The organism is Mesorhizobium sp. M0011 (assembly GCF_040324155.1).
Taxonomy (GTDB): Bacteria; Pseudomonadota; Alphaproteobacteria; order Rhizobiales; family Rhizobiaceae; genus Mesorhizobium.
Genome location: NZ_JAMYVQ010000006.1, coordinates 85,670 through 109,207, shown reverse-complemented (window position 1 = coordinate 109,207; position 23,538 = coordinate 85,670). Strand labels below are relative to the sequence as shown.

Genomic DNA, 23,538 nt, shown 5'->3' with positions numbered 1-23,538 from the left:
TCACATTTTTCCGAGGCTTTTTCGCGCAGGCGTTTCTCGCAATCGTCGAAGGAAGCCCTCATATTAGCCGTCTTGGCGGGGATATGGAACCGAAAGCGCTGGGGCGGCTTTGGTTCCAGCATGCTTGCGAACAATCAAACGGGTCAATTTTTCGAGACGATGACAGCACAAGACAACCAGATGCCGGCGCGGAAAATCTCCGTTTTCGGGCGCGAGTTCAAAATGCCGCGCTCGCGCGGGCTCAGAATCACGATCGGCATCCTGCTGACCATCGGCGGTATCCTCGGTTTCCTGCCGATCCTCGGCTTCTGGATGGTTCCGCTCGGATTGCTGGTGCTGTCCTATGAATTCGCCATGGTTCGCCGTCACCGGCGTCGCTTTGTCGTCTGGTGGGAACGGCGTCGCCGGCCCGATTGACCTCCGATAGCGCAAGGTGGGTGTTCAGCGGGCGGCGTGTTCTTCCAGTGCCTCATGGATTTGCTTGAGAATCGCCGCGGCCGAGGCAAGCCTTGCCCTGTCATGCGGCGACAGGCTGTCCGCACCTTCGATGGACAGACGGTCGATTGCGTAATGCAGACGCTCTCCGCATTGTGGCAGGGACAGGCCGGACGAGGCACTTGTATTTGCTGCCACTGTCCGGTGCATGGCTCTTCCTCCTGCCATGTCCAACGACGGGCCGCCGATGAGTTTCTTCTTCGGGCAGGCTATGCTTAATTGTCCGCTAATGGAGCGGTCAGGCCCGATCCGACGATTTGCCGGGTGCCGTCCGGACTGACGCGAGGAAACCGTTCGGAATGCACGGTGGCCGCTTGACGGCATTTTCGCCGCAACCTATTGGAACCGGGTGGAACGCCGGGAGCAATGAGGCCTCGTGGCGGAGTGGTTACGCAGAGGACTGCAAATCCTTGCACCCCGGTTCGATTCCGGGCGAGGCCTCCAATGCCCGGGCCCCCGCGCGGCAGCGCAGGGGCCTGAAGTTCCTGACACAATGGACCGCGGTTCTGGCGCGGCAAGCGGATTGGTTGGGACATGAGCGCTGATTTCTCCGAACTACGCGTCAAGATGGTCGACGGCCAGGTCCGCACCACCGATGTAACCAGCGCGCCGCTGCTCGATGCAATGCTTGTCGTCCCAAGAGAGATGTTTGTCGGCGCCGCCCAGCGCGATCTGGCCTATATCGACGAGGACATCCGCATTGCCACCGGCGCGGACGGCGCGCGCTACCTGATGGAAGCATCGCCGTTGGCCAAGCTGATCCAACTGGCCGAGATCAACCCGACCGATTCGGCGCTCGATGTGGGCTGCGGAACGGGTTACGCCTCGGCCATCCTGTCGCGGCTGGCCGGGTCCGTGGTGGCGCTCGAAAGTGATTCGGCGCTGGCGGAAACCGCCAGATCGACGCTTTCGTCGCTTGGCTGCGGCAATGTGACCGTCGTCCAGGGCGCGTTGCCGCAGGGGCATGCCGCCAAGGCGCCTTATAACGTCATCTTCGTCGGTGGCAGCGTCGCGGAAGTGCCGGTGGCGCTGCTGGACCAACTCGCCGAAGGCGGCCGCCTTGTCGCCGTCGAAGGGCAGGGCAATTCCGGCGTGGCCCGTCTCTTTTTCAAGGCAGGGGGGGTTGTAACCGGAAGACGTGCATTTAATGCGGCAATTAAGCCACTACCGGGGTTTGAACGCATTCGTGCTTTCGAATTCTGAATGATTTGGCCTTGCAGGAGAGGCTGTGTCATGGTCGCTTGCATTTGAACGATCGCTGCGGATCCCAGACTGGGGGCACTTTGGGGTGAGCAGCAGGGAACATCGAACACGCGGCGCCGGCTGATCAATGAGAGAAGCAGGCGCGGCGCGGTTCCCATGGAAAACGAATGAGGGTTTAACCGTGCCGTCTTTACGCAAGTCACTTTTCACCGCCGTCCTCGTTTCGGCGACCATGCTGTCCCCACTGGCGGCTTCAGCCGAAAGCATCTCCGGCGCGCTTGCAAAGGCCTATCAGTACAATTCCACGCTGAATGCATCCCGCGCGGGCGTTCGCGTCACCGACGAGGGTGTCGCCATCGCCAAGTCAGGCTACCGCCCGATTGTCACCGGCTCGGCGGATATTGATTATTCGAGCAGCCATCTCAACGGCACCAATTCGAGCGTGCGGCTGACCACCGGAAATTTTGGCGTCCAGATAAACCAGATGCTGTTCGATGGCTTTCAGACCAGGAACAATGTCGCTGCCGCCGAAGCGCAGGTCCGCGCTTCCGTCGAAAGCCTGCGCAACACCGAAGAGGGTATCCTGTTCAGCGCGGCCCAAGCCTATATGAACGTGATTCGCGACCGGCAGGTCGCCGTGCTGACCGAGCAGAACCTGCAGTTCCTGACCGAAACGGCGCGCGCGGCGCGTTCGCGCTTCGAAGTTGGCGAAGGCACGCGCACCGATGTCGCCCAGGCCGATGCTTCGCGGGCCGCCGCGGTGGCGTCGCTGAGTGCCGCCCGGGCGCAGGCGCTGGCAAGTGCGGCGATCTACCGCCAGATCGTCGGCGACGAGCCGGGCAAGCTCAAGGGCGCTTCGCCGGTGGCAAAGCTGTTGCCGTCGAGCCTCGCCGCCGCCGTCGGGGTGGCCTCGAACGAGCATCCGGCCATCCTTGCCACGCAGCATCTGGTCGACGCCGCGGCATTTTCGGTGAAGTCGGCCGAAGGCGCGCTGCTGCCGCAGCTGTCGGCTTCCGCCGGCGTTTCGAGCGCCTATCGCAATACCTCGCCTTTGCCGGGCGTGGGTTCGCAGGATGGCACGACCAATTCGGCCAGTGTCGGGGCAACGCTGACCATCCCGATCTATTCGGGTGGCCGCACCTCGGCGATCGTGCGCCAGGACAAGGAATCGCTCAGCCAGGCCCGCATCCAGGTCGACGTCAGCCGCGACCAGGTGCGCCAGGCCGTCACCGCCGCATGGACCGAGTACACCGCCGCGCAGCAGCAGCTGACGGCCAACAGGCAGGTGATCGAGGCCGCGAAGCTGGCACTGAACGGTGTCATCGAAGAGCGCAATGTCGGCCAGCGCACCACGCTCGACGTCCTCAACGCGCAGGCGACGGTCATCACCGCCCAGATCAACCAGGCCGGTTACGAACATGATGTGGTGGTGGCGAGCTACGCCATCCTGCAGGCGACCGGCCGTCTGTCCGTCGACCGCCTTGGCTTGCAGGTAGCGAAATACAAGCCTGAAGAGCATTACAACGCGGTCAAGGACAAGTGGTACGGCCTGCGCACGCCGGACGGCCGCTGAAGCGTTCGGCCAGGACTGGCCGTATTCCTCGTTTGAGCAGGATCTTTCGTACTGCGCTCTCGGCTTCAGATCGCGCTAATCTGTTGAAATCCCACAAGTCCCCAGATTGGGGATTCTCGTGCGGCGATCCGTCGGTTACGCTGTCGCCATGATTCGATCCGGCTCTGCCGGATCGGAAAACCCAACAGGGGTCACAAGGGCGGCGGATGTGACGATGGCAACGGCAAGCAGCGCACAGCGCGAACCTTCCATGGAAGAGATACTGGCTTCCATCAGGCGGATCATCGAGGACAGCGACGGCGGCCGCAAGCAGCCGGGCGACGCCGATGAGTTGAGCCAGGATCTGGAGCGCGCGTCGAGCGCCTATGCAGCCCCCGACGTGGAAGCATTCCGTGCCGACCTGCATGCCGCCCCCGAGGGCAGGAAGCCGGTCACGCTGGCGGAAGTCCAGGCACAGTTGCCGGCGGCCGAGCCGGTGGTCGCACGCATGGAAACGCCGGTGCGCCCCGATCCCAGCCCGGCAAAGCCATCGATGACACTTGCCGAGGTCAGCGCCCGCGTCGCCGCCGAGCCAATCACGGTTGAAGCGCCGGGATCGCGTCCTGTCGCCGACGCTTCCATCGCCGATTGGCGTCGCGAGATCGCCGCGGTCGGTGAGCAGGCGAGGGCGGTGTCGGACCGGAGCGAAGCCCCCAAGACCGCTGCCCAGCCGTCCGTGGAGACTCCAAGTGACGAACCGACCGCGAAAGCAGCCGTCGAGCAGTCTCGTCCGGATGCAAGCGTGGTGCGACCGGTGGCGGCCAGCGACGCGCCGCGTCCGGCGATCGTTTCCGAGCACACCGGCCGGCAGGTCGCGGCTGCCTTTGGCGAGCTTTCCGACGCGTTTGCCAGCCGCAGCAAGAAGACATTCGACGAAATGGCCGAAGAGATGCTGCGGCCGATGCTGCAGGACTGGCTCGACAACAATCTGCCGACACTGGTCGAAAGGCTGGTGCGCGAGGAGATAGAGCGCGTGGCGCGCGGGGCGCAGTAGTTCCCCATGCCGATCGCCAAAGGAAACGGCGCCCTCGTGGCGCCGTTTCCTTTGGTGAGGTCAGCTTGTTGGCAAGGACGACGGATCGCTTTCCGTTGAAATGACCAAGGCCGCGCCTATCTGGTTGTGAGGGTCCGAGACAGCCCTTGCGGTTGACTTGGCCAAAGCCTTCCGATTTACACCGGACCAGCAAAACTCCCGACAGCGCGGACCATTTTCCCATGCTTGAAAAGACCTACGACGCCAAAACCGTCGAGCCGAAGATCGCCAAAGTCTGGGAAGAGGCCGACGCGTTTCGCGCCGGTGCCGGGGCCGAGGAGGGGGCGGAAGCCTTCACCATCGTCATCCCGCCGCCGAACGTCACCGGCTCGCTGCATATGGGACACGCGCTCAACAACACGCTGCAGGATATACTGGTGCGCTTCGAGCGCATGCGCGGCAAGAATGTCCTGTGGCAGCCGGGCATGGACCATGCCGGTATTGCCACGCAGATGGTGGTCGAGCGGCAGCTGATGGAAAAGCAGATCCATCGCCGCGACCTGACCCGTGAACAGTTCATCGAGAAAGTGTGGGAGTGGAAGGCCGAATCCGGCGGCGCGATCTTCAACCAGCTGAAGCGGCTCGGCGCCTCGGCCGACTGGTCGCGCGAACGCTTCACCATGGACGAAGGCCTGTCCAAGGCCGTGCTCGAAGTGTTCGTCAGGCTCTACAAGGAAGGGCTGATCTACAAGGATAAGCGCCTTGTGAACTGGGACCCCAAGCTGCTCACCGCGATCTCCGATCTCGAGGTCGAGCAGCAGGAGGTCAACGGCAATCTCTGGCACTTCCGCTATCCCATAGAGGGCCAGGTCTTCGACCCGGAAAACCCAACAACCTTCATCACCGTGGCGACGACGCGCCCGGAGACGATGCTGGGCGATACGGCCGTCGCCGTGCACCCTGACGACGAGCGCTTCCGGCATCTGGTCGGCAAGAACATCGTCCTGCCGATCGTCGGTCGCAGGATTCCTGTGGTGGCGGACGAGTATTCCGATCCGGAAAAGGGTTCGGGCGCGGTCAAGATCACGCCGGCGCACGATTTCAACGACTTCGAGGTCGGCAAGCGCCACAAGCTGCCGGCGATCAATATCCTGACCACGGAGGCGGCGGTAAGCCTCAGGGATAATGAGGATTTCCTTGCCGGCCTCGAGGTGACGCCGGAGCGCCAAATTGTCTGGGACGAACTCGACGGCCTCGACCGCTTCGTCGCGCGCAAGAAGATCGTCGAGCTGATGGAAGAGGGCGGCTTCCTCGAAAAGGTCGAGCCGCATCGCCACGCCGTCCCGCATGGCGATCGCGGGGGCGTGCCGATCGAGCCGTTCCTGACCGAGCAATGGTATGCCAATGCGGCGGAACTGGCCAAGCCAGCGATCGCTTCGGTGCGCGAGGGGCGCACCAAGATCATACCCGGGAATTGGGAAAAGACTTATTTCCAGTGGATGGAAAATATCGAACCCTGGTGCATCTCACGCCAACTGTGGTGGGGTCATCAGATCCCGGCATGGTACGGGCCGGATGGGCGCGTCTTCGTCGAGAAGACCGAGGAAGAGGCGCTCGGCGCCGCGATCGAATACTACCTGGCTCTGGAAGGACCCTGGAAGGGCTGGGTCGAGGACAAGTTGGAGAATTTCCAGCCGGGCGAGATCCTGACCCGCGACGAGGATGTACTCGACACCTGGTTTTCGTCGGCGCTGTGGCCGTTCTCGACATTGGGATGGCCTGATGAGACGCCGGAGCTGAAGACCTACTACCAGACCGACGTGCTGGTGACCGGCTTCGACCTCATCTTCTTCTGGGTTGCCCGTATGATGATGATGGGCCTGCACTTCATGGACGAGGAGCCGTTCCACACCGTCTACATGCACGCGCTGGTGCGCGACAAGAACGGGCAGAAGATGTCGAAGTCGAAAGGCAACGTCGTCGACCCCCTCGACCTGATCGACGAATACGGGGCCGATGCGCTGCGCTTCACCCTGACGGTGATGGCGGCGCAAGGCCGCGACGTGAAGCTCGACCCGGCGCGCATCGCCGGCTATCGCAATTTCGGCACCAAGCTGTGGAACGCGACGCGCTTCGCCGAAATGAACGAGGTCGCGCGCAATGACGAGTTCTGGCTGAATGACGCGAAGCTGGCGGTCAACCGCTGGATCCTGACCGAACTGACGCGCGCGGCGCGCGAAATCACGGACGGCATCACCTCATACCGCTTCAACGAGGCGGCGGGTGCCGCCTACCGCTTCGTCTGGAACCTGTTCTGCGACTGGTATCTGGAATTGCTGAAGCCGGTGTTCATGGGCGCCGACGAGGCGGCCAAGGCCGAAAGCCGCGCCTGCGTCGCCTTCGTGCTGGATGAGATCTATAAGCTGCTGCACCCGATGATGCCGTTCATGACCGAAGAACTGTGGGCGCAGACCGCTGGCGAAGGCAAGCAACGCCTCTCGCTGCTGTGCCATGCGGCATGGCCGTCACCGGATTTCGAAGACGCCGAGGCCGCAGCGGACATCAATTGGCTGGTCGAACTCGTCTCCGGCATCCGCTCCGTCCGTTCGGAGATGAACGTGCCGCCGGCAGCCATTGCACCGCTCGTCGTGGTCGGCGCCAATAATCTGACACGCGAGCGCCTCGTTCGCGAGGATTCGGCGATCAAGCGGCTGGCGCGGGTCGGCGACATCTCGCTTGCCGATGTCGCGCCCAAGGGCTCGGCGCAGATCGTGCTCAATGAGGCGACGGTCTGCCTGCCGCTTGGCAGCCTGATCGACCTCGCCGCCGAGGCGGCACGGCTGCAGAAGGAACTGGCCAAGGTGACCGAGGAGATCGCGCGCCTGCACAAGAAACTGTCGAACGAAAGGTTCGTCGCCAGCGCGCCGGCCGAGATCGTCGATGCCGAGCGTGAAAAGCTCGCCGAATACCGCGATGCGCAGGGCAAGCTGTCAGTCGCGTTGGCCAGGGTTCGCGACGCCGGCTAAGGATAGATTCGCGAGACTTTAGCCCTCTCTAAACTGCTGGTTTTCCGCCTCGAAAATCAGCATGCCGTTGCGTTAATTTTGACGTAAACGGAAGTTTTAGCCCCATTGTTGCCATAATGTAACAATGGGGCTCCCGGACCGCAAAAAACGCTGTTTTCGAACCTTTTTGGATGGGTTTCCTCTGTTTTTTGGAAGCAGATCCGCCATCACGGACCGTTTTCGGCCTTGCCGCATCCGGTTGCATTTCCTCGAAAATGCGCCTGGCGAATGTGTACATGTACGCTCTTGAATTCGTTGTTGCACCGTTAACCCGAATTGGTTCTAGCTTGATGCACTCGAATTCGGGGAGGACATTTCATGACTATTCTGCGACTGAAAGCGCTGCTTGGGGCGGGCTGCTTTTCGCTGGCTTTGATCGGGACGGCGATGAACCCGGCACATGCCGGCGGCCTGGAGCGTGCTGGCTACGATATCGACCTGTTGTTTGATCCGGCTCCGTTCGCGACCGAAGCGGAAGCGACCTATGTGATGCCGGACCGCAAGTACAAGAATGCGCGCGGCCCGGGCGGAGCCGATCTCGGTTTGGGCACCTCGGCCGACGGAGCCGAGGGCTATTGGGTTCCACGCATTGGAGCCAAGGTCCAGGTCGTGCAAGGCGTGGATTGCATGGTCGATTATTCGCAGCCCTGGGGTGCACATACCGCGCCGGGAAATGCGTGGAACGGCGCGTTTTCGAATATCGAAACCGACATCAAGAGCGACAACTACGCGGCTACCTGCTCCTACAAGATGGACGCCGGCAAAGGCCAGCTTCGGTTCATAGGCGGTGTTTTCTACCAGAAGATCTATGGCTTCAAGGAGAACTACACAGATATTGGCTTCGGCACGATGGTCGGTCGTGTCGATCTGGAGGCCGATGGCTGGGGCTGGCGTGCGGGCGTCGCTTATGAAATTCCAGATATCGCGCTGCGCGCCAGCCTTGTCTACAATTCGCAAGTGAAGCTCGACAATATCTCTGGTACTCTGAACATCGGCGGCGTCGTCTCTGTACCGATTTATGGTGCGACGGAGTCAATGCCGGATTCGCTCGAATTGAAACTGCAGTCGGGCATCGCACCTGGCTGGCTCGCTTTCGGTTCGATCAAGTGGGTCAATTGGAGCGTCCTGCAAAGCGTTCCGATCTGTGCCCAGGGTACACCCTCCTCATTCTGCGTCACGAATGGTCTGGGCCAACTAACTTCACTCGACCTGATGTATCGTGATGGCTGGACTGTCACGGGCGGTATCGGTCACAAGTTCAATGATCAGTGGAGTGCCGCTGGGCAGCTTTCCTGGGATCGTGGCACGTCGCATGGCTATGGTGCACAGACCGATACCTGGACGCTGGGTGGTGGCGTTGCCTATACGCCCAGGCCGAATATCGAGGTTCGTCTGGCAGGTGCGGTCGGTGTGCTGACCAGCGGCCATTCAGGGGAGTTGGCTGGCGAGAACGGCTATATCGCGGGCACCGATGACAGCTATGACTTCGGCAACGATCTGGTCACGGCAATTTCCGGCGGTATCAAGATCAAGTTCTAAGCAACTGAAAATTCTAAGCAAAAGGCCGGGCGTTGCTCGGCCTTTTTCGTTTGAGCCGGCATCGCCCGTGCGCCCCGTATCCAAGCTGCGTTGCATATTAGCCGCACCTCTTTCGCCCCGTGCGATTGTGACGTTTTGGCAACACTTTCTGAACAACCCCTGCGCTGGAAGCCGGGCTGAGGAAATTGCCCATTTCCCGCCATAAACCCGGCGCACCTCGATCTTGTCTCGGGACACGCGCCAAAAGGCTCGGCGACGGGGCAGGCCGCTCCGCCCCATTTGCAGGGAAGATGGGGCAAGGAAGAGTATGGACGCCAAAGTCATCTCCAAGGCTAAGCTCCCCAGCCGCCATGTGACCGTCGGTCCGGCGCGTGCGCCGCATCGTTCCTATCTCTATGCGATGGGTTTGTCGGCGGCCGAGATTGCGCAGCCGCTGGTCGGGGTCGCCTCCTGCTGGAACGAGGCGGCGCCCTGCAACATCTCGCTGATGCGCCAGGCGCAGGTGGTCAAGAAGGGCGTCGCTGCGGCCAGCGGCACGCCGCGCGAATTCTGCACCATCACCGTCACCGACGGCATCGCCATGGGTCACCAGGGCATGAAGTCATCGCTGGTGTCGCGCGAGGTCATCGCCGATTCGGTCGAACTCACCATGCGCGGCCATTGCTACGACGCGCTGGTCGGGCTGGCCGGCTGCGACAAGTCGCTGCCCGGCATGATGATGGCCATGGTGCGGCTCAACGTGCCGTCGATCTTCATCTATGGCGGTTCGATCCTGCCCGGCAGCTATCGCGGCCGCCAGATCACCGTGCAGGATGTTTTCGAGGCGGTCGGCCAGCACTCGGTCGGCACGATCAGCGACGACGAACTGCTTGAGATCGAGCAGGTCGCGTGTCCCTCGGCCGGTTCCTGCGGCGCCCAGTTCACCGCCAACACCATGGCCACCGTCGCCGAGGCGATCGGCCTGGCGCTGCCCTATTCCTGCGGCGCGCCGGCTCCCTATGAAATGCGCGACCGGTTCAATTTCGCCTCCGGCGAAAAGATCATGGAACTGATCGCGAAAAACATCCGGCCGCGCGACATCGTCACGCTGAAGGCGCTGGAGAATGCGGCGACCGTGGTCTCGGCCACCGGCGGTTCGACCAACGCGGCACTGCATCTGCCGGCGATCGCCCACGAGGCCGGCATCAAGTTCGACCTGTTCGACGTGGCCAAGATCTTCGAGAAGACGCCTTACATCGCCGACCTCAAGCCGGGCGGCAAATATGTCGCCAAGGACATGTTCGAGGCCGGCGGCATTCCGCTGCTGATGAAGACGCTGCTCGACCACGGCTATCTGCATGGCGACTGCATGACCGTGACTGGCCGCACTTTGGCCGAAAACATGCAGCACGTTGTCTGGAATGAGCATCAGGACGTGGTCCGCCCGGCCAACACACCCATTACCCAAACCGGCGGTGTCGTGGGCTTGAAGGGAAACCTTGCCCCCGAAGGCGCGATCGTGAAGGTCGCGGGCATGGCGGAGTTGAAGTTCTCCGGCCCGGCACGCTGCTTCGATTCGGAAGAGGAATGTTTCGAGGCGGTGACGCAGCGCAACTACAGGGAAGGCGAAGTTCTCGTCATCCGCTACGAGGGGCCGCGCGGCGGCCCCGGCATGCGCGAGATGCTGTCGACGACGGCAGCACTTTACGGCCAGGGCATGGGCGGCAAGGTGGCGCTGATCACCGACGGGCGCTTCTCGGGCGCGACGCGCGGTTTCTGCATCGGCCATGTCGGCCCCGAAGCAGCCGTAGGCGGCCCGATCGGACTGCTCAGGGATGGTGACGTGATCTCGATCGACGCGGTGAACGGCATGATCGACGTGGCGTTGTCCGATGGCGAACTGGCGGCGAGGGCAAAGACGTGGAAGGCGCGCGCGACCGACTATCAGTCGGGCGCGATATGGAAATATGCACAGACGGTAGGGCCGGCGCGCGATGGCGCGGTGACTCATCCGGGCGGTGCGAAAGAAACACACTGTTATGCGGACATCTGAGTTGTTGAAGTCAACACCAGAGTTGTTGAGGTCGTCTGTCTTTTCGGCACTGGTCGTGGCCGCCACATTTGGCGCGACCTTTGGCGCCGTGGGCCAGGCCATGGCCTTCGACGACAAGGTGTTCGACGACAAGACCGGGGTGAAGCCGCAATCCAGCCCCTGGGCGGTCTTCCAGTTCGGCTTCTCCGCCTACAAGAACGGCCACAAGGAACAGGCTGCCGAGGCCTACAAATACGCTGCCGAAAACGGCCAGATCGGTGCCACCTGGAAGCTTGCCCGCATGTATGCCGAGGGCGACGGCGTGGCGCGCGACGACTACGAGGCGTTCAAGTTCTTCTCCGAGATCGTCGATCAGGACGTCGAGCCCGGCTCGCCTGAGGAAAGCTATGTCTCCGACGCGCTGGTGGCGCTTGGCGACTATTTGCGCACGGGCATTCCCGGCAGCCCGGTCGCCGAGAACGAGGTGGCGGCCCAGGAATATTACATGCGCGCCGCCGCCAACTACCGCAATCCGAACGCGCAGTTCGAGATGGGGCAGATGTTCTTGAAGGGCGAGGGCGGCGTGAAAGCCAGTGTCAAGCAGGCCGGGCGCTGGTTCCAACTCGCCGCCGAGAAAGGCCATGCCGGCGCCCAAGCGACACTGGGCCATTTGTTGTTCCAGAGCGGCAAGATCGTTCGCGGCCTGGCGATGATGACGGCAGCGCTCGAACGCGCTTCACCGGCTGACCAGCCCTGGATCCGCGGCATGCAGGAAGAGGCATTTGCCACCGCCGGCGAGGCCGACCGCCGTACCGCCATCTCGCTGGCCGATGATATCCTCACCAAGGGCAACAACGCGGATCAGTAATCTCGCGGCCGCGTCAGCTTCACCAGCAGCACTCGATTTTCGATCGTGATCAGTTCTCGATCGGCTCCGTCGGCACCATGCTGGGCGCCGGCGTCGAGATCGGCGTGACATGGGGTTGTGGCGCCAGCGTGTTTTCCGGGCAGCTATCCCCGATCTTCGTCCACGATGTGTTGTTGAGCACCATGTCGCAGCGAGCCAGATGGCTCCGGTCGGCAAGCGTCAGGCAGGCGACCTGGCCAAGCTGGTAGGATTTTCCATTGGCCAGGCATTCCTGGTCGGCAAATGCCGCACCGGGAGCGGCCATGGCAAATGCCAGGCCGATCGGACAAAGATGAAATCGTGTGCTCATGGAACCCCAGCCGCCATGCTGGCCCGCAATGAGCGGCGCGAAATGTGGCGATATGAGGTCCAGCGCAGACGTGCCCGGCGAGGGTTCTCTCAGGCCGGCTGAAGTGCGAGATCGATCGCCACCGGCACGTGATCGGACGGTTTTTCCCAGGCGCGCACGTGCTTTTCGATCGACGCGGAAGAAAACCGGTTGGCGGCTTCCGGCGACAAGAGCAGGTGGTCGATGCGGATGCCGTTGTTCTTCTGCCACGCGCCGGCTTGATAGTCCCAGAATGTGTAGGTGTCGGGTGCGTCGGTGACCGCGCGCACCGCCTCGGTGAAACCAAGGTTGAGCAGCCGCCGGAAGGATTGTCGCGTCTGCGGCTGGAACAGCGCGTCGCCCAGCCAGTTCTCCGGAAACCGCGCGTCGATCCGCTCGGGAATCACGTTGTAGTCGCCGGCGAGCACCAGAGCCTCCTCCAGTCTCAGCCGTTCTTCGGCCCAGCGCTCCAGCCGCGCCATCCAGGACAGCTTGTAAGGAAACTTCTTCTCGTCATCGATCGGATTGCCGTTCGGCAGATAGAGCGAGGCGACGCGCAGCGCGCCCTTGTCAGTCGAGAAAACCCCTTCGATGAAACGCGCCTGTTCATCGGCATCGTCGCCGGGCAGGCCTCGGATCACCTCGTCGAAGCGCAGCTTCGACAGCAGGGCGACGCCGTTGAAACCCTTTTGGCCGTGGGTTTCGACATTGTAGCCAAGCGCCTCGATCTCGGCGCGCGGGAATTGCTCGTCGACCGACTTGATCTCCTGCAGGCAGACGATGTCGGGTGCGCTCTCGGTCAGCCAATGGGTGAGGTTGCCAATGCGGGCGCGGACACCGTTGATGTTCCAGGTGACGATTTTCATGGCGGTCTCGATGCTGTTCAGTTGGATTCTTGCGGCGGATGGCGTTCGACGAGGCCAATCGTATTGCCAGCCGGGTCCTTTAGGAAGGCCATCCATTCGCTTTCCCCCGCTGGACCGAACTGGCCCTCTGTGTCGCGATGGACAAGTGTTGGCGGCGCGGTGAAGGGTACGCCTGCCGCGACCGCAGAGGCATGGAAGTCATCGAGGCCCGATATGTCGAGATAGACGGTTCCGGCCGGTATGCCGTCGGTGAACAGCAGCCTGATATCGCCGGCCATGATGAAGGCGATGCCCGGCGGGTCGAAGCGCGCATGAACCGCCATGCCGAGCACGTCGCGCCAGAAAGCCAGCGTGGCGTCGAGATCACGGCCAGCCGACAGCGCGATCTGACGGACCGCACCGATAGCAGGCATTCTATATGGAGAAACTCGTGCCGCAGCCGCAGGAGGCGACGGCGTTCGGATTGCGGATCTGGAACGACTGGCCCATCAGATCGTCGACGAAATCGATCACAGAGCCGCCCATATAGACCAGCGACAGATCGTCGATCAGCACGGTGGCACCGTCCTTCTCGATGGCGACGTCGTCGTCATTGCGCGTATCGACCAGATCGAACTTGTAGGAGAAGCCCGAGCAGCCGCCGCCTTCGACCGACACGCGCAGCGCCGTCTTGCCGGCCTCGTTCGAGACAATCCTGGCGATCCGCTTGGCGGCGGCCTCGGTCATATCGACTTTCATGGCAGTCTTGGCATCAGCGCCCATGGGCGTCACCTTGCTTTCGGTTTCACATGATAGGTATGAAGCGCGAGGGGCCAAGTCAACCTGGCTAAGTCAAACGCGGCAGCATCAGCCATGACCAATGAGTTGGGCGACATCGGATTCGGCTATCGGCCGCGCGCCGCCTATGCCTGCGACCCGGCAAAGTCGCGCGGACGGCTGTTCGACGAGGTGGAAAGCCCGACCCGCACGCCATTCCAGCGTGACCGTGACCGCATCATCCATTCGACGGCCTTCCGGCGCCTGAAGCACAAGACGCAGGTCTTCATCGCGCATGAAGGCGACCACTATCGCACCCGGCTGACCCATTCGATCGAAGTGGCGCAGATCGCGCGCGCCCTGGCACGGGCGCTGCGCGGCGACGAGGATCTCGCTGAGGCGGTGGCGCTGGTGCATGATTTCGGCCACACGCCCTTCGGCCACACCGGCGAGGACGCGCTGAACGAAAAGATGGCCACCTGGGGCGGCTTTGACCACAACGCGCAATCGCTGCGCATCGTGACGAGGCTGGAGGCGCGCTACGCCGAGTTCGATGGGCTCAACCTGACCTGGGAAACGCTGGAAGGCCTGGTCAAGCACAATGGACCGCTGACGGACGCCAACGGCAAGGGTCTGAAAGGGCCGGTGCCGCAGGCGATCCGTGATTACTCTGAACTGCACGATCTCGAACTCGACCGGTTCGCCGGCATCGAGGCGCAATGCGCGGCGATCGCCGACGATATAGCCTACAACACGCATGACATCGATGACGGCTTGAGGGCAGGGCTACTGACGCTGGACATGCTGGAGACGGTTTCGCTGCCGGGAACGATCCTGAAAGGCGTTCGCTCACGCTATCCCTCCCTCGATGATGTGCGCACCGGCCACGAGCTGATGCGGCGGCAGATAACCGCCATGGTCGAGGACGTGATCAAGTCGACGACCGCCAATCTCGATCGCATCAAGCCGCGGAGCGCCGATGCAGTGAGGGCAGCTGGCGAGACGATGGTAGTTTTCTCGGCCGAAATGGCTGCCTTGGAGAAAGAACTGAAGGCCTTCCTGTACAAGCACCTCTACCGGCACGCGGAGGTTATGCGGGTGCGCGCGGACGCCGAGCAGATCGTCAAAAATCTGTTCGACGCCTATTTCGCCGATCCGCGCGCCATGCCGGACGGCTGGCGCGAGGGGCTGGATCGGGCCGACGACCGCATCAAGGCGCGCAGCGTCGCCGACTTCCTGGCGGGTATGACCGACACCTACGCGCTCAAGGAACACCGGCGTTTGTTTGACCATACGCCTGAATTGGGCTAGGGCGGGCTCGATTTTGCCGGCCAACGAGCCGGATTCGCTGCAAAGCCGCCAGAGCCAGACCCCAGAGTCACACAAATGAACATCTTCGCCGATTTCACCGCGCGAATCATAAAAGCCGTCGAAGCGCTTGATCTGAAAGACAAAGACGGCGTTTCGCCTGACCTGTCGCGCATTGCCGTCGAGCCGCCGCGCGACGCCAGCCACGGCGACCTGGCGACCAATGCGGCGATGGTGCTGGCCAAGCCGACCGGCCAGAACCCGCGCGCGCTGGCCGAAAGACTGGCGCAGGCGCTGCGTGACGACAAGGATGTCGCGGCGACGGAAGTGGCAGGGCCCGGTTTCGTCAATCTCAGGCTCAAGGACGGCTTCTGGCAGACACATCTGACCGCACTGCTCGGCGAGGGCCGCAACTATGGCCGCTCGACGGTTGGCGGCGGCAGGAAGACCAATGTCGAATATGTCTCGGCCAATCCGACCGGGCCGATGCATGTCGGCCATTGCCGGGGTGCTGTCGTCGGCGACGCGCTTGCCAATCTGATGGCCTTCGCCGGCTACGATGTGACCAAGGAATATGTCATCAACGATGCCGGCTCGCAGATCGACGTGCTCGGCCGTTCCGCATTCCTGCGCTACCGCGAAGCGCTGGGCGACGATATCGGCGAAATACCCGCCGGTCTCTATCCCGGCGATTACCTGGTGCCCGTCGGCCAGGCGCTGGTCGCGGAATTCGGCCGCTCGCTTCTGCAGATGCCCGATGACGAGGCGCTCGCCATCGTCAAGGATCGCACCATCGATGCGATGATGGCGATGATCCGCGAGGACCTGGCGATGCTCAACGTGCATCACGACGTGTTCTTCTCCGAGCGCACGCTGCACGCCGACAATGCCAGGAAGATCCGCTCGGCGATCAACGATTTGACGCTGAAGGGCCATATCTACAAGGGCAAGCTGCCGCCGCCCAAGGGCGAGAAACCCGACGATTGGGAGGACCGCGAGCAGACGCTGTTCCGCTCGACCGCGGTCGGCGACGACATGGACCGGGCGCTGGTCAAGTCCGATGGCTCGTTCACCTATTTCGCCGCCGACGTCGCCTATCTCAAGGACAAGGTCGATCGCGGCTTCGTCGACCTGATCTATGTGCTCGGCGCCGACCATGGCGGCTACGTAAAGCGGCTGGAGGCCTTGGCGCGGGCGATTGCCGGCGACGAGGTGAAGCTCACTGTCCTGCTGTGCAATCTGGTCAAGCTGTTTCGCGAGGGCGAACCGGTGCGTATGTCGAAGCGGTCGGGCGATTTCGTGACGCTGCGCGAAGTGGTGGAGGAGGTCGGCCGCGACGCGATCCGCTTCATGATGCTCTACCGCAAGAACGATGCGCCGCTGGATTTCGATTTCGTCAAGGTGACCGAGCAGTCCAAGGACAATCCGGTGTTCTATGTCCAGTACGCCTCGGCGCGCTGTCATTCGGTGTTCCGGCAGGCGAGCGAGCAACTGGGCGAAGCCAATTTCGACCGCAACAGCCTGGCGTCGGCCGCGGCATTGCTGACCGATGAGGGCGAGATCGGCCTGATCCGCAAGCTCGCCGAATACCCGCGGCTGATCGAGTCCGCCGCCCTTGCGCTCGAGCCGCATCGGCTGGCATTTTACCTCTATGATCTGGCTTCCAGCTTCCACGGACACTGGAACCGTGGCACGGATAATCCGGACTTACGTTTTGTTAAGGTTAACGACCGACAATTGACGCATGCCAGACTAGGGCTGGTGCAGGCTGTTTCGGACGTTTTGACGTCCGGCCTGACGTTGATCGGGGCCGCCGCGCCCACCGAAATGCGTTAGGTTTGACTAAATAACCTGTCACCTTTTGCCCACATTGCGCTGGTAAGGGCCAACCCTACGCGACGTCCATGGCGTCCGAATGAGTGCGAGTTCGGGAACAATAATGGCAGACAGAACCCAGCTGAGAGTAGCCGACAACAACGACATCGCTGACGATGATCCGTTCGCGGAACTGACCAGGATCATGGGATTCGACCCGCGCCAGCCGGTCAGGCCGCAATCGCCCGCCCAGCCGCAGGCCCCAGCCGCCGATCGCGGGCTCGAAGAGGGCGATTTCGATATCGATCTCGAGAAAGAAATGATGGGCGAGTTCGGCGCTGACGACAGCGACGCCGCTCCGGTTGTCCAGGCTCATGAGCCGACCTTCGAGCATGAGCCGGCATTCCAAGCGGCTGACGCCAGCGCGATGGACGACGAGCTTTCGGTGTCGCTCGACGACGATTTCCAACTGGACATGGCTGAGATCGACGGCCACGTCGCCGGCACCAGCCATGCGGTCGCAGCTGAAGCCGCGCCGTCCGTCGAGCCGGCTTTCGCGTCTGATTTTGACGATGCCGTCGCCGGTTCGCTTGAGGACGTCTCCCCCTTCGAGGACGATCAGTCGATGGCGGACGAGCTTGCCACTTCGCTCGACCAGGACCTCCGGATCGATGAGGAAGCCGAAGAGGCCCAATACGCCGTTGCCGACACGCACGCTTCTGTCGAGCCAGTTGCCTCAGATGACGAATTCGACGATGCGGTGGCAGTCTCGCTTGAAGACGAGCTGGTGCTCGACGACCATTCGGCGGCCGAACAGTCATTCGTGGTCGCCGAGCCCGTCGAGTATCCCATGCCGGAGCAAGCGGCGGCGCGTGACGGCCATGCAATCTCCGATGAAAGCTTTGCCGGCCATTTCGACGACGCCATGGCTGATGTCGACATGGATTTCGACGTTCGCGCGGATGAGCCGAATGCCTTCGACGAGCCGCCAACGCATGATGCGTTTGCCGATGTCGCTGACGCGAAGGGCGAGCTTCCCAGCCCTGAGAGCGTGCCGGACGATGCTTTTGACCTGAATTTGGACGACGCGTTTGCCGAAACGGTCGAAGAGCCGGTCACAGAGGTTGCCGCCGTTGCCGCCCAGCCGGCGGCGCCGGAAGCCTACATCGCAGCCGCGGTGCATGCCCCGACCGCGGACGAACGGAGCCTGGAAGACGAGTTGAATGCGCTGCTGGGTGCCATGACGGCGCGCACAGTGCCGGTGGCCAGTGAGCCCGTCACGGCTCAGCCGGCTGTCGCTGCCCTGCCGCCTGTTGCCGAGCCCGCCGAGGAACCGGCCGACCTTGTCGGCGACCTCGACTGGGATCTTGACGAACCCGCGCCTGAGCAGGACCGGCATGTTGGCACGGCCCAAGCGGCCGATGCGGATATTGACGACCTTATGCTTGATGAACTCCAGGATACGACCTGGAACACGGTTGGCGATGTCGATTTCGACGATGATGCGTTCGACGCGGCTTTGCCCAAGGATCTTGATCCGCGTGACGAAGCCGCTGACCGGGACAATTCGGCGGATTCTCTCGATTGGCTTGCGGAGCGTTCCCAACCGGCAGAGCCGCCGCGTTCGTGGAGCCGCGTGACGCCGGTTCCGCAGCAGCCGTCATTCAGCGCTCAGCCTGCGTTTGGCGCTCAGCCGGCCGCTTCGGTGGCATCCGTGGCCGCCGGGCCGGCAGTCGCCGCCATGACATCCTACCGTTCGTCCGAGCCGGTCGAGGCCGTGGCTCCCGCTGCCCCGGTATCGGCGCCGCAATCGCGCCAGCCGGCGCATTACGAAGACATGCCCGACGTCGAAACGGTCGATGTACCCGAGCGTGTCGTCGCGCTGGCGGACGATCTCGATATTCCCGAACTGCACTTCGAGGAAGACCAGCCAGCGTCGCCTGGCTACGACGATCTCGATGCGGAGTTCTCCAGCCTTCTCTCCGAGATGAACGCGGTGGAGGTCGCTGCCGCTCCCACAGGCAATTTGGCCGGCGCGTCTTACGATGATGACTCCTATGCCGCGGGCTTCAAGCCGGGCTATGACAGCCTCAAGCCGGCATATGACGGGGTCAAGCCGGGCTATGATGGGATCAAGCCGGGCTATGAGCCGGAAGCGCGGACCTATGCCGCGCGGCCGATGGACATGTCCGCCCGCGCGGCGGCGCCCACGGGTTATGCCGACGCCTCTGGTTTCGACCTTGACAGTCTGCCAGGGAGCCAGCCGGTTTCCCAAGCCGATGATTTCACCGTCGATGAACTCGACTACGATCCCGAACTCGACGAGGCTATGGCTGTCCCGGGGCTCGGCGAGCGTGAGGCCGCGAGGCCGTCGCGCGGACGCGGCCTGTTCATCGCCGCGATTGTCGGCGCGGTCGCCGTCGCGGGCGGTCTCGGTGCCTTTGCGCTGTCCTTTGGCGGCAAGGGCGGCAGCGAAGCGCCTGTCATCGTCAAGGCCGACAACGCGCCGATCAAGGTTAAGCCGGAGAATCCGGGCGGCGCCGTGGTGCCCAACCAGGACAACAAGGTCTACGACGCGGTCAGGGGCGCAAAGCCAGCCGAGCCGGTCCAGGAAAAGCTGGTCACCAACGTCGAAGAGCCGGTTGACGTGCAGGCGAAGGACCCGGCCCGCGCCATCGATCTTTCGCCGGACCAGAATGCAGCCGCCGCTGGAACCGATGTCGGCAATGCCGCGCCGATGTCCGGCGCCGCTTCGGCCGACAACGCTTCTGCCGATAGCACTGCGCCGGCGCCCAAGTCCGAGGATCGCATCGCGCAGGTGCTGCAGGATGCCGACAAGGGCACCAATGCCGATGTCGTCGCCGTTGCGCCGCGCAAGGTGAGGACCATGGTGGTCAAGTCGGACGGTTCGCTGGTGCCGCGTGAAGATCCGGCAGCGCCCGCCGCTCCGCAAATGGCCGCTACCGAGCCGGTCGATCCGGCGCCGCAGCATGTCGCCCCGGCGGCGCAAGCCGATGCGGACCAGACCGGCACCGTGGCGCCTGCCGCCGCCCAGGCGGACGACGAACCGGCCCTCAAGCCGGTCGCCAAGCCGAAAGCCGAGGCCCAATCGGCGAACACGCCGGCAAAGGTTCCGCTCGCGCCGCAGCGTCCGTCCGACCAGCCGGTCGATGTTGTCGGCGAGGTCAAGCCCGATCAGGTTGCGTCCATAGATCCGGCATCGACCGCGGCCGGCGGTGGCTCGTGGTCGATGCAGATCGCCTCGCAGCCGACCGTCGAAAGCGCCCAGTCCAGCTATCAGGATCTGCAGCGCCGCTATGGCAGCGTGCTTGCCGGGCGTACCGCCAACATCGTCAAGGCCGAGATCGCCGGCAAAGGCACGTTCTACCGCGTGCGCGTTCCGGCCCAGTCACGCAATGACGCGATCAGTTTGTGCACCAGTTACAAGGCCGCCGGCGGCAACTGCTTCGTCTCGCGCTAAAGCCGGAGCCAACCATCAAAAGCCGGCGCGGTCCACCGCGCCGGCTTTTTCATGGGGAAAGCAGATCCGGCATTGTCCCGGATGAATCCCTGGCGATTCCCTTTGATCGCACAAAGCCCTAAACTGCCGACATGACCGAATCAAAATCCATGATCCTCGGCTGTGCCGGGAAATCGCTTACCCGCGAAGAAATCAATTTCTATCGCAATGAATGCCCGTGGGCCTTCATCCTGTTTGCGCGCAACATTGGCGAGACCGAACAGATCCGCGATCTGGTCGCCGAGATGCGGGACTGCCTAGGGCGTCCGGACGCGCTGGTGTTCATCGATCAGGAAGGCGGCCGTGTGCAGCGCTTGCGACCGCCGCTGGCACCGAACTATCCCGCCGGCGGCGCGCTCGGCGCGCTGTGGCGCGACGATCATGATGCCGGCGCCCGAGCGGCCTGGCTGATGGCGCGGCTGCATGCCTTCGACCTGCTGCGCTACGGCATCACAGCCGATTGCCTGCCGGTGCTCGATGTGCCGATCGAAGGCGCCAGCGATGTCATCGGCGCGCGGGCCTATGGCAAGGATCCGCGACCGGTGATCGAGCTCGGCCGCGCAGCCGCGGAAGGGCTGATGTCGGGCGGCGTGCTGCCGGTCATGAAGCATATTCCGGGTCATGGACGTGCCTTTGCCGACACGCATTTCGAACTGCCGGTGGTCAATGCCTCGCTCAGCGATCTGCAGCGGCATGATTTCGCCCCGTTCAAGGAGCTTAGCCATCTGCCGATGGCGATGACAGCCCATGTCGTCTACAGCGCGATCGACCCCAACAATCCGGCGACCACCTCCGGCAAGGTCATCGACGAGATCATCCGGCGCGAAATCGGCTTCGACGGACTGCTGATGAGCGACGACACCTCGATGAAGGCACTTTCTGGGGATTTCCCGACAAAGGCGGCCTCGATCCTTGCGGCGGGCTGCGATCTGGTCCTTCACTGCAACGGCGTTTTTGAGGAGATGGCCGGCATCGCATCGCGCACCATGGGGCTTGAGGGCACGTCGCTGGAGCGCGCAAAGCGGGCGCTGACCTATATAAAGAACCGTGACACGGTTGAAGAAACCGAAATACGTGCCGAATTCGCCACCTACTTCGATGCGGTGGCATAGCAAAGGGAAAGCGACAGGCAGTGGCGGAAGCATTGGAAAGCAAGGCCGCGAAGGCCGCACCGATGGACCGTCTGTGGGCCGAGAATGACGATTCACGCGTTACCGGCGACCCGTCGCTGGTCGTCGACGTGGCCGGCTTCGAAGGTCCGCTCGATCTTCTGCTGCATCTTGCCCGCACCCAGAAGGTCGATCTGGCTCGCATTTCGATCCTGGCGCTGGTCGAGCAATATCTGACCTTTGTCGAGACGGCGAGGGCGCTCAGGCTGGAGCTTGCCGCCGACTATCTGGTGATGGCGGCGTGGCTGGCCTTCCTCAAGTCCAAGCTCCTGATCCCCAAGCAGCCCGGCGACGAGGGCGAAAGCGGCGAGGAACTGGCGGCGGTGCTGCAGTTCCGCCTGAAGCGGCTGGAAGCCATGCGCGACGCCTCGGCGCGTCTGGTCAACCGCAACCGGCTCGGCCGAGACGTGTTTGCGCGCGGCATGCCGGAAATGGTCATCGTCGAAAAGCGTAACGCATATTCGGCCTCGCTCTACGATCTCTTGACCGCCTATGCCCAGCAGCGCCAGAAGCAGGCGATCAACAATGTGACCATCGCCAGGCGCGGTGTCTGGTCGCTCAAGGACGCGCGCGACATCCTGACCCGCCTGGTCGGGGCTGCAAGCGACTGGACGGCGCTGGAGAGTTTTCTGATCGCATACATGACCAGTCCCGAGGAGCGGCGCACGGCGATCGCCAGTTCGTTTGCGGCCACGCTGGAGCTGGTGCGCGACGGCACGATGGACGTGCGGCAGGATCAGACGTTCGCGCCGATCTACCTGCGCGGCCGCACGCAGGCAATCAAGGCAGTCGAGGTGGCATCATGAGCGAACGCTTCAACGCTTCGGTTGTCCCGTTCAAGGTCGGCGATGAACCCGAAGAGGAGTTGCTTTCCCAGGATCCGGCCGAGCAGCAGCTACAGAACCCGGCCGAACGGCTGCATCTGGCCGAGGCCGTGCGCATGGCCGAGGCGATCGTGTTCGCCAGCGCTGAACCCGTCAGCGAAAAGCAGCTTGCGGCCCGCCTCCCTGACGGCATCAACATTGCCCTGGCCATGGCCGAGCTGCAGCAGATCTATGCGCGGCGCGGCGTCAATCTGGTGCGTGTGGGCGACGCCTGGGCGTTCCGCACCGCCGGCGACCTGGCTTTCCTGATGAGCCGCGATACCGTCCAGCAAAGGAAGCTCTCCCGCGCGGCTCTCGAAGTGCTGGCGATCATTGCCTATCACCAGCCGGTGACGCGTGCCGAGATCGAGGACATCAGGGGCGTGGAGACCTCAAAAGGTACGCTCGACACGCTGCTGGAAACGGAATGGGTGCGCATGCGCGGCCGGCGAAAGACGCCCGGACGCCCTGTGACCTACGGCACGACGGAGACCTTCCTCGACCATTTCGCGCTGGAAGAGATTCGCGATCTTCCTGGCATGGAGGAACTGAAGGGGGCCGGACTGCTTTCGGGCCGCATGCCGTCGAATTTCTCCATTCCGCAGCCGCCGGCCGATCCCGACGCATTGACCGACGACGAGGATGCGCTGACCGATATCGATCTCGAGGAACTCGGCCTGCTGACGCCGCGCGTCACGGAAGATTGACTGGCATTGGCGGCGAACTTGATGAGGATGCGCGGATTCGTAGCGGGCGTTCCCGTCGAAAATGCGTGACATCCGTCACCCTTTCATAAACTCTGTCGCAGTTGTGTTTGAATCCCAACGCGAAAACGCATAGATCATCGCCAGGGAAAACATTCGAGAGAGATTTGCTATGGGTTCATTTTCGATTTGGCATTGGCTGATCGTGCTGGTGATCGTGCTTTTGGTGTTTGGCCGCGGCAAGATTCCCGAGCTGATGGGCGATATGGCCAAGGGCATCAAGAGCTTCAAGAAGGGCATGGCCGACGACGAGGTTGCCGAAGACAAGCGCACCGTCGAACACCGTGCCGACGAGACCGTTGCGGCCGCGAAGGAAAAAGCCAGCAAGAGCTGAGCCAAAGGTT

20 protein-coding genes and 1 tRNA gene are annotated in these 23,538 nt (G+C 62.9%); 16 read left to right on the top strand and 5 right to left on the bottom strand.

Going from position 1 to position 23,538, the window contains the following annotated elements; all coding sequences use genetic code 11:
• The first annotated feature begins 159 nt into the window (after positions 1-159).
• A complete protein-coding gene (locus NKK51_RS09125; protein ID WP_024503836.1) occupies positions 160-417 on the top strand; it encodes a hypothetical protein in 258 nt (85 codons plus the stop codon).
• 24 nt (positions 418-441) lie between these two features.
• Here NKK51_RS09125 and NKK51_RS09120 read toward each other — a convergent pair whose 3' ends face one another.
• Complete coding sequence (locus NKK51_RS09120; RefSeq protein ID WP_352552379.1) at positions 442-645, bottom strand: hypothetical protein; 204 nt, start codon at positions 643-645, stop codon at positions 442-444.
• Positions 646-865: 220 nt separating this feature from the next.
• Here NKK51_RS09120 and NKK51_RS09115 point away from each other — a divergent pair.
• The 8 genes from NKK51_RS09115 (at position 866) to NKK51_RS09080 (ending at position 11,766) form a co-directional block, all read left to right on the top strand.
• Positions 866-939: transfer RNA gene (locus NKK51_RS09115), tRNA-Cys, on the top strand.
• Between the two features lie 90 nt (positions 940-1,029).
• A complete protein-coding gene (locus tag NKK51_RS09110) occupies positions 1,030-1,698 on the top strand; it encodes a protein-L-isoaspartate O-methyltransferase family protein (protein WP_352552377.1) in 669 nt (222 codons plus the stop codon).
• Between the two features lie 181 nt (positions 1,699-1,879).
• Positions 1,880-3,271 carry a TolC family outer membrane protein gene (locus NKK51_RS09105; protein ID WP_352552375.1) on the top strand — a complete coding sequence of 464 codons (1,392 nt, stop codon included), beginning with the start codon at positions 1,880-1,882 and terminating at the stop codon, positions 3,269-3,271.
• A gap of 214 nt (positions 3,272-3,485) precedes the next feature.
• On the top strand, positions 3,486-4,304 hold the full coding sequence (locus NKK51_RS09100; RefSeq protein WP_352552374.1) for a PopZ family protein: 819 nt from the start codon (positions 3,486-3,488) through the stop codon (positions 4,302-4,304).
• Positions 4,305-4,525: 221 nt separating this feature from the next.
• Positions 4,526-7,309 carry a valine--tRNA ligase gene (locus tag NKK51_RS09095; RefSeq protein WP_352552373.1) on the top strand — a complete coding sequence of 928 codons (2,784 nt, stop codon included), beginning with the start codon at positions 4,526-4,528 and terminating at the stop codon, positions 7,307-7,309.
• A gap of 357 nt (positions 7,310-7,666) precedes the next feature.
• Positions 7,667-8,887, top strand: coding sequence for an OmpP1/FadL family transporter (locus NKK51_RS09090; RefSeq protein WP_128304005.1), 1,221 nt, complete (start codon positions 7,667-7,669; stop codon positions 8,885-8,887).
• 307 nt (positions 8,888-9,194) lie between these two features.
• The gene (ilvD, locus tag NKK51_RS09085) at positions 9,195-10,919 is read left to right on the top strand and encodes a dihydroxy-acid dehydratase (RefSeq protein ID WP_352552371.1); all 1,725 of its coding nucleotides are present in this window, start codon (positions 9,195-9,197) and stop codon (positions 10,917-10,919) included.
• Entirely contained in the window at positions 10,906-11,766 is an 861-nt protein-coding gene (locus tag NKK51_RS09080) for a tetratricopeptide repeat protein (RefSeq protein WP_032901393.1), read from the top strand. The genes ilvD and NKK51_RS09080 overlap by 14 nt, the downstream gene beginning before the upstream one ends.
• 49 nt (positions 11,767-11,815) lie before the next feature.
• Here the strand turns inward: NKK51_RS09080 and NKK51_RS09075 are convergent, their stop codons facing one another.
• From NKK51_RS09075 to erpA, 4 genes are all read right to left on the bottom strand, one after another.
• Entirely contained in the window at positions 11,816-12,115 is a 300-nt protein-coding gene (locus NKK51_RS09075; protein WP_023812198.1) for a hypothetical protein, read from the bottom strand.
• Positions 12,116-12,204: 89 nt separating this feature from the next.
• On the bottom strand, positions 12,205-12,999 hold the full coding sequence (gene xth / locus NKK51_RS09070) for an exodeoxyribonuclease III (RefSeq protein ID WP_023812197.1): 795 nt from the start codon (positions 12,997-12,999) through the stop codon (positions 12,205-12,207).
• A gap of 17 nt (positions 13,000-13,016) precedes the next feature.
• Positions 13,017-13,412, bottom strand: a complete 396-nt coding sequence (locus NKK51_RS09065; RefSeq protein ID WP_128304007.1) for a VOC family protein — start codon at positions 13,410-13,412, stop codon at positions 13,017-13,019.
• A 1-nt stretch (position 13,413) separates the two neighbouring features.
• A complete protein-coding gene (gene erpA / locus NKK51_RS09060; protein WP_013531288.1) occupies positions 13,414-13,761 on the bottom strand; it encodes an iron-sulfur cluster insertion protein ErpA in 348 nt (115 codons plus the stop codon).
• A 90-nt stretch (positions 13,762-13,851) separates the two neighbouring features.
• Between erpA and NKK51_RS09055 the strand changes: the two genes are divergently transcribed.
• From NKK51_RS09055 to NKK51_RS09025, 7 genes are all read left to right on the top strand, one after another.
• Positions 13,852-15,066: a deoxyguanosinetriphosphate triphosphohydrolase gene (locus tag NKK51_RS09055; protein ID WP_023812194.1), complete on the top strand. Its 1,215-nt coding sequence runs from the start codon at positions 13,852-13,854 to the stop codon at positions 15,064-15,066.
• A 75-nt stretch (positions 15,067-15,141) separates the two neighbouring features.
• The gene (gene argS, locus NKK51_RS09050) at positions 15,142-16,899 is read left to right on the top strand and encodes an arginine--tRNA ligase (protein ID WP_352439903.1); all 1,758 of its coding nucleotides are present in this window, start codon (positions 15,142-15,144) and stop codon (positions 16,897-16,899) included.
• Between the two features lie 103 nt (positions 16,900-17,002).
• Complete coding sequence (locus NKK51_RS09045) at positions 17,003-20,359, top strand: SPOR domain-containing protein (protein WP_352552369.1); 3,357 nt, start codon at positions 17,003-17,005, stop codon at positions 20,357-20,359.
• Positions 20,360-20,490: 131 nt separating this feature from the next.
• Positions 20,491-21,510, top strand: coding sequence for a beta-N-acetylhexosaminidase (gene nagZ, locus NKK51_RS09040; protein ID WP_128304010.1), 1,020 nt, complete (start codon positions 20,491-20,493; stop codon positions 21,508-21,510).
• 62 nt (positions 21,511-21,572) lie between these two features.
• Complete coding sequence (locus tag NKK51_RS09035) at positions 21,573-22,373, top strand: segregation and condensation protein A (RefSeq protein ID WP_050596706.1); 801 nt, start codon at positions 21,573-21,575, stop codon at positions 22,371-22,373.
• Positions 22,370-23,137 (top strand): SMC-Scp complex subunit ScpB, encoded by a 768-nt coding sequence (gene scpB / locus NKK51_RS09030; RefSeq protein WP_128304011.1) that lies wholly within the window; start codon positions 22,370-22,372, stop codon positions 23,135-23,137. Before NKK51_RS09035 ends, scpB begins: the two co-directional genes overlap by 4 nt.
• 169 nt (positions 23,138-23,306) lie before the next feature.
• The gene (locus NKK51_RS09025; protein WP_023812188.1) at positions 23,307-23,528 is read left to right on the top strand and encodes a twin-arginine translocase TatA/TatE family subunit; all 222 of its coding nucleotides are present in this window, start codon (positions 23,307-23,309) and stop codon (positions 23,526-23,528) included.
• The last annotated feature ends 10 nt before the right edge of the window (positions 23,529-23,538 follow it).

Bases quoted from the DNA above. Each gene is read 5' to 3' on its own strand.
- NKK51_RS09125 (WP_024503836.1), top strand. From the start codon at position 160: ATGACAGCACAAGACAACCAGATGCCGGCGCGGAAAATCTCCGTTTTC.
- NKK51_RS09120 (WP_352552379.1), bottom strand. From the start codon at position 645: ATGCACCGGACAGTGGCAGCAAATACAAGTGCCTCGTCCGGCCTGTCC.
- NKK51_RS09110 (WP_352552377.1), top strand. From the start codon at position 1,030: ATGAGCGCTGATTTCTCCGAACTACGCGTCAAGATGGTCGACGGCCAG.
- NKK51_RS09100 (WP_352552374.1), top strand. From the start codon at position 3,486: ATGGCAACGGCAAGCAGCGCACAGCGCGAACCTTCCATGGAAGAGATA.
- NKK51_RS09095 (WP_352552373.1), top strand. From the start codon at position 4,526: ATGCTTGAAAAGACCTACGACGCCAAAACCGTCGAGCCGAAGATCGCC.
- NKK51_RS09090 (WP_128304005.1), top strand. From the start codon at position 7,667: ATGACTATTCTGCGACTGAAAGCGCTGCTTGGGGCGGGCTGCTTTTCG.
- ilvD (WP_352552371.1), top strand. From the start codon at position 9,195: ATGGACGCCAAAGTCATCTCCAAGGCTAAGCTCCCCAGCCGCCATGTG.
- NKK51_RS09080 (WP_032901393.1), top strand. From the start codon at position 10,906: ATGCGGACATCTGAGTTGTTGAAGTCAACACCAGAGTTGTTGAGGTCG.
- NKK51_RS09075 (WP_023812198.1), bottom strand. From the start codon at position 12,115: ATGAGCACACGATTTCATCTTTGTCCGATCGGCCTGGCATTTGCCATG.
- xth (WP_023812197.1), bottom strand. From the start codon at position 12,999: ATGAAAATCGTCACCTGGAACATCAACGGTGTCCGCGCCCGCATTGGC.
- NKK51_RS09065 (WP_128304007.1), bottom strand. From the start codon at position 13,412: ATGCCTGCTATCGGTGCGGTCCGTCAGATCGCGCTGTCGGCTGGCCGT.
- erpA (WP_013531288.1), bottom strand. From the start codon at position 13,761: ATGGGCGCTGATGCCAAGACTGCCATGAAAGTCGATATGACCGAGGCC.
- NKK51_RS09055 (WP_023812194.1), top strand. From the start codon at position 13,852: ATGACCAATGAGTTGGGCGACATCGGATTCGGCTATCGGCCGCGCGCC.
- argS (WP_352439903.1), top strand. From the start codon at position 15,142: ATGAACATCTTCGCCGATTTCACCGCGCGAATCATAAAAGCCGTCGAA.
- NKK51_RS09045 (WP_352552369.1), top strand. From the start codon at position 17,003: ATGGCAGACAGAACCCAGCTGAGAGTAGCCGACAACAACGACATCGCT.
- nagZ (WP_128304010.1), top strand. From the start codon at position 20,491: ATGACCGAATCAAAATCCATGATCCTCGGCTGTGCCGGGAAATCGCTT.
- NKK51_RS09035 (WP_050596706.1), top strand. From the start codon at position 21,573: ATGGACCGTCTGTGGGCCGAGAATGACGATTCACGCGTTACCGGCGAC.
- scpB (WP_128304011.1), top strand. From the start codon at position 22,370: ATGAGCGAACGCTTCAACGCTTCGGTTGTCCCGTTCAAGGTCGGCGAT.
- NKK51_RS09025 (WP_023812188.1), top strand. From the start codon at position 23,307: ATGGGTTCATTTTCGATTTGGCATTGGCTGATCGTGCTGGTGATCGTG.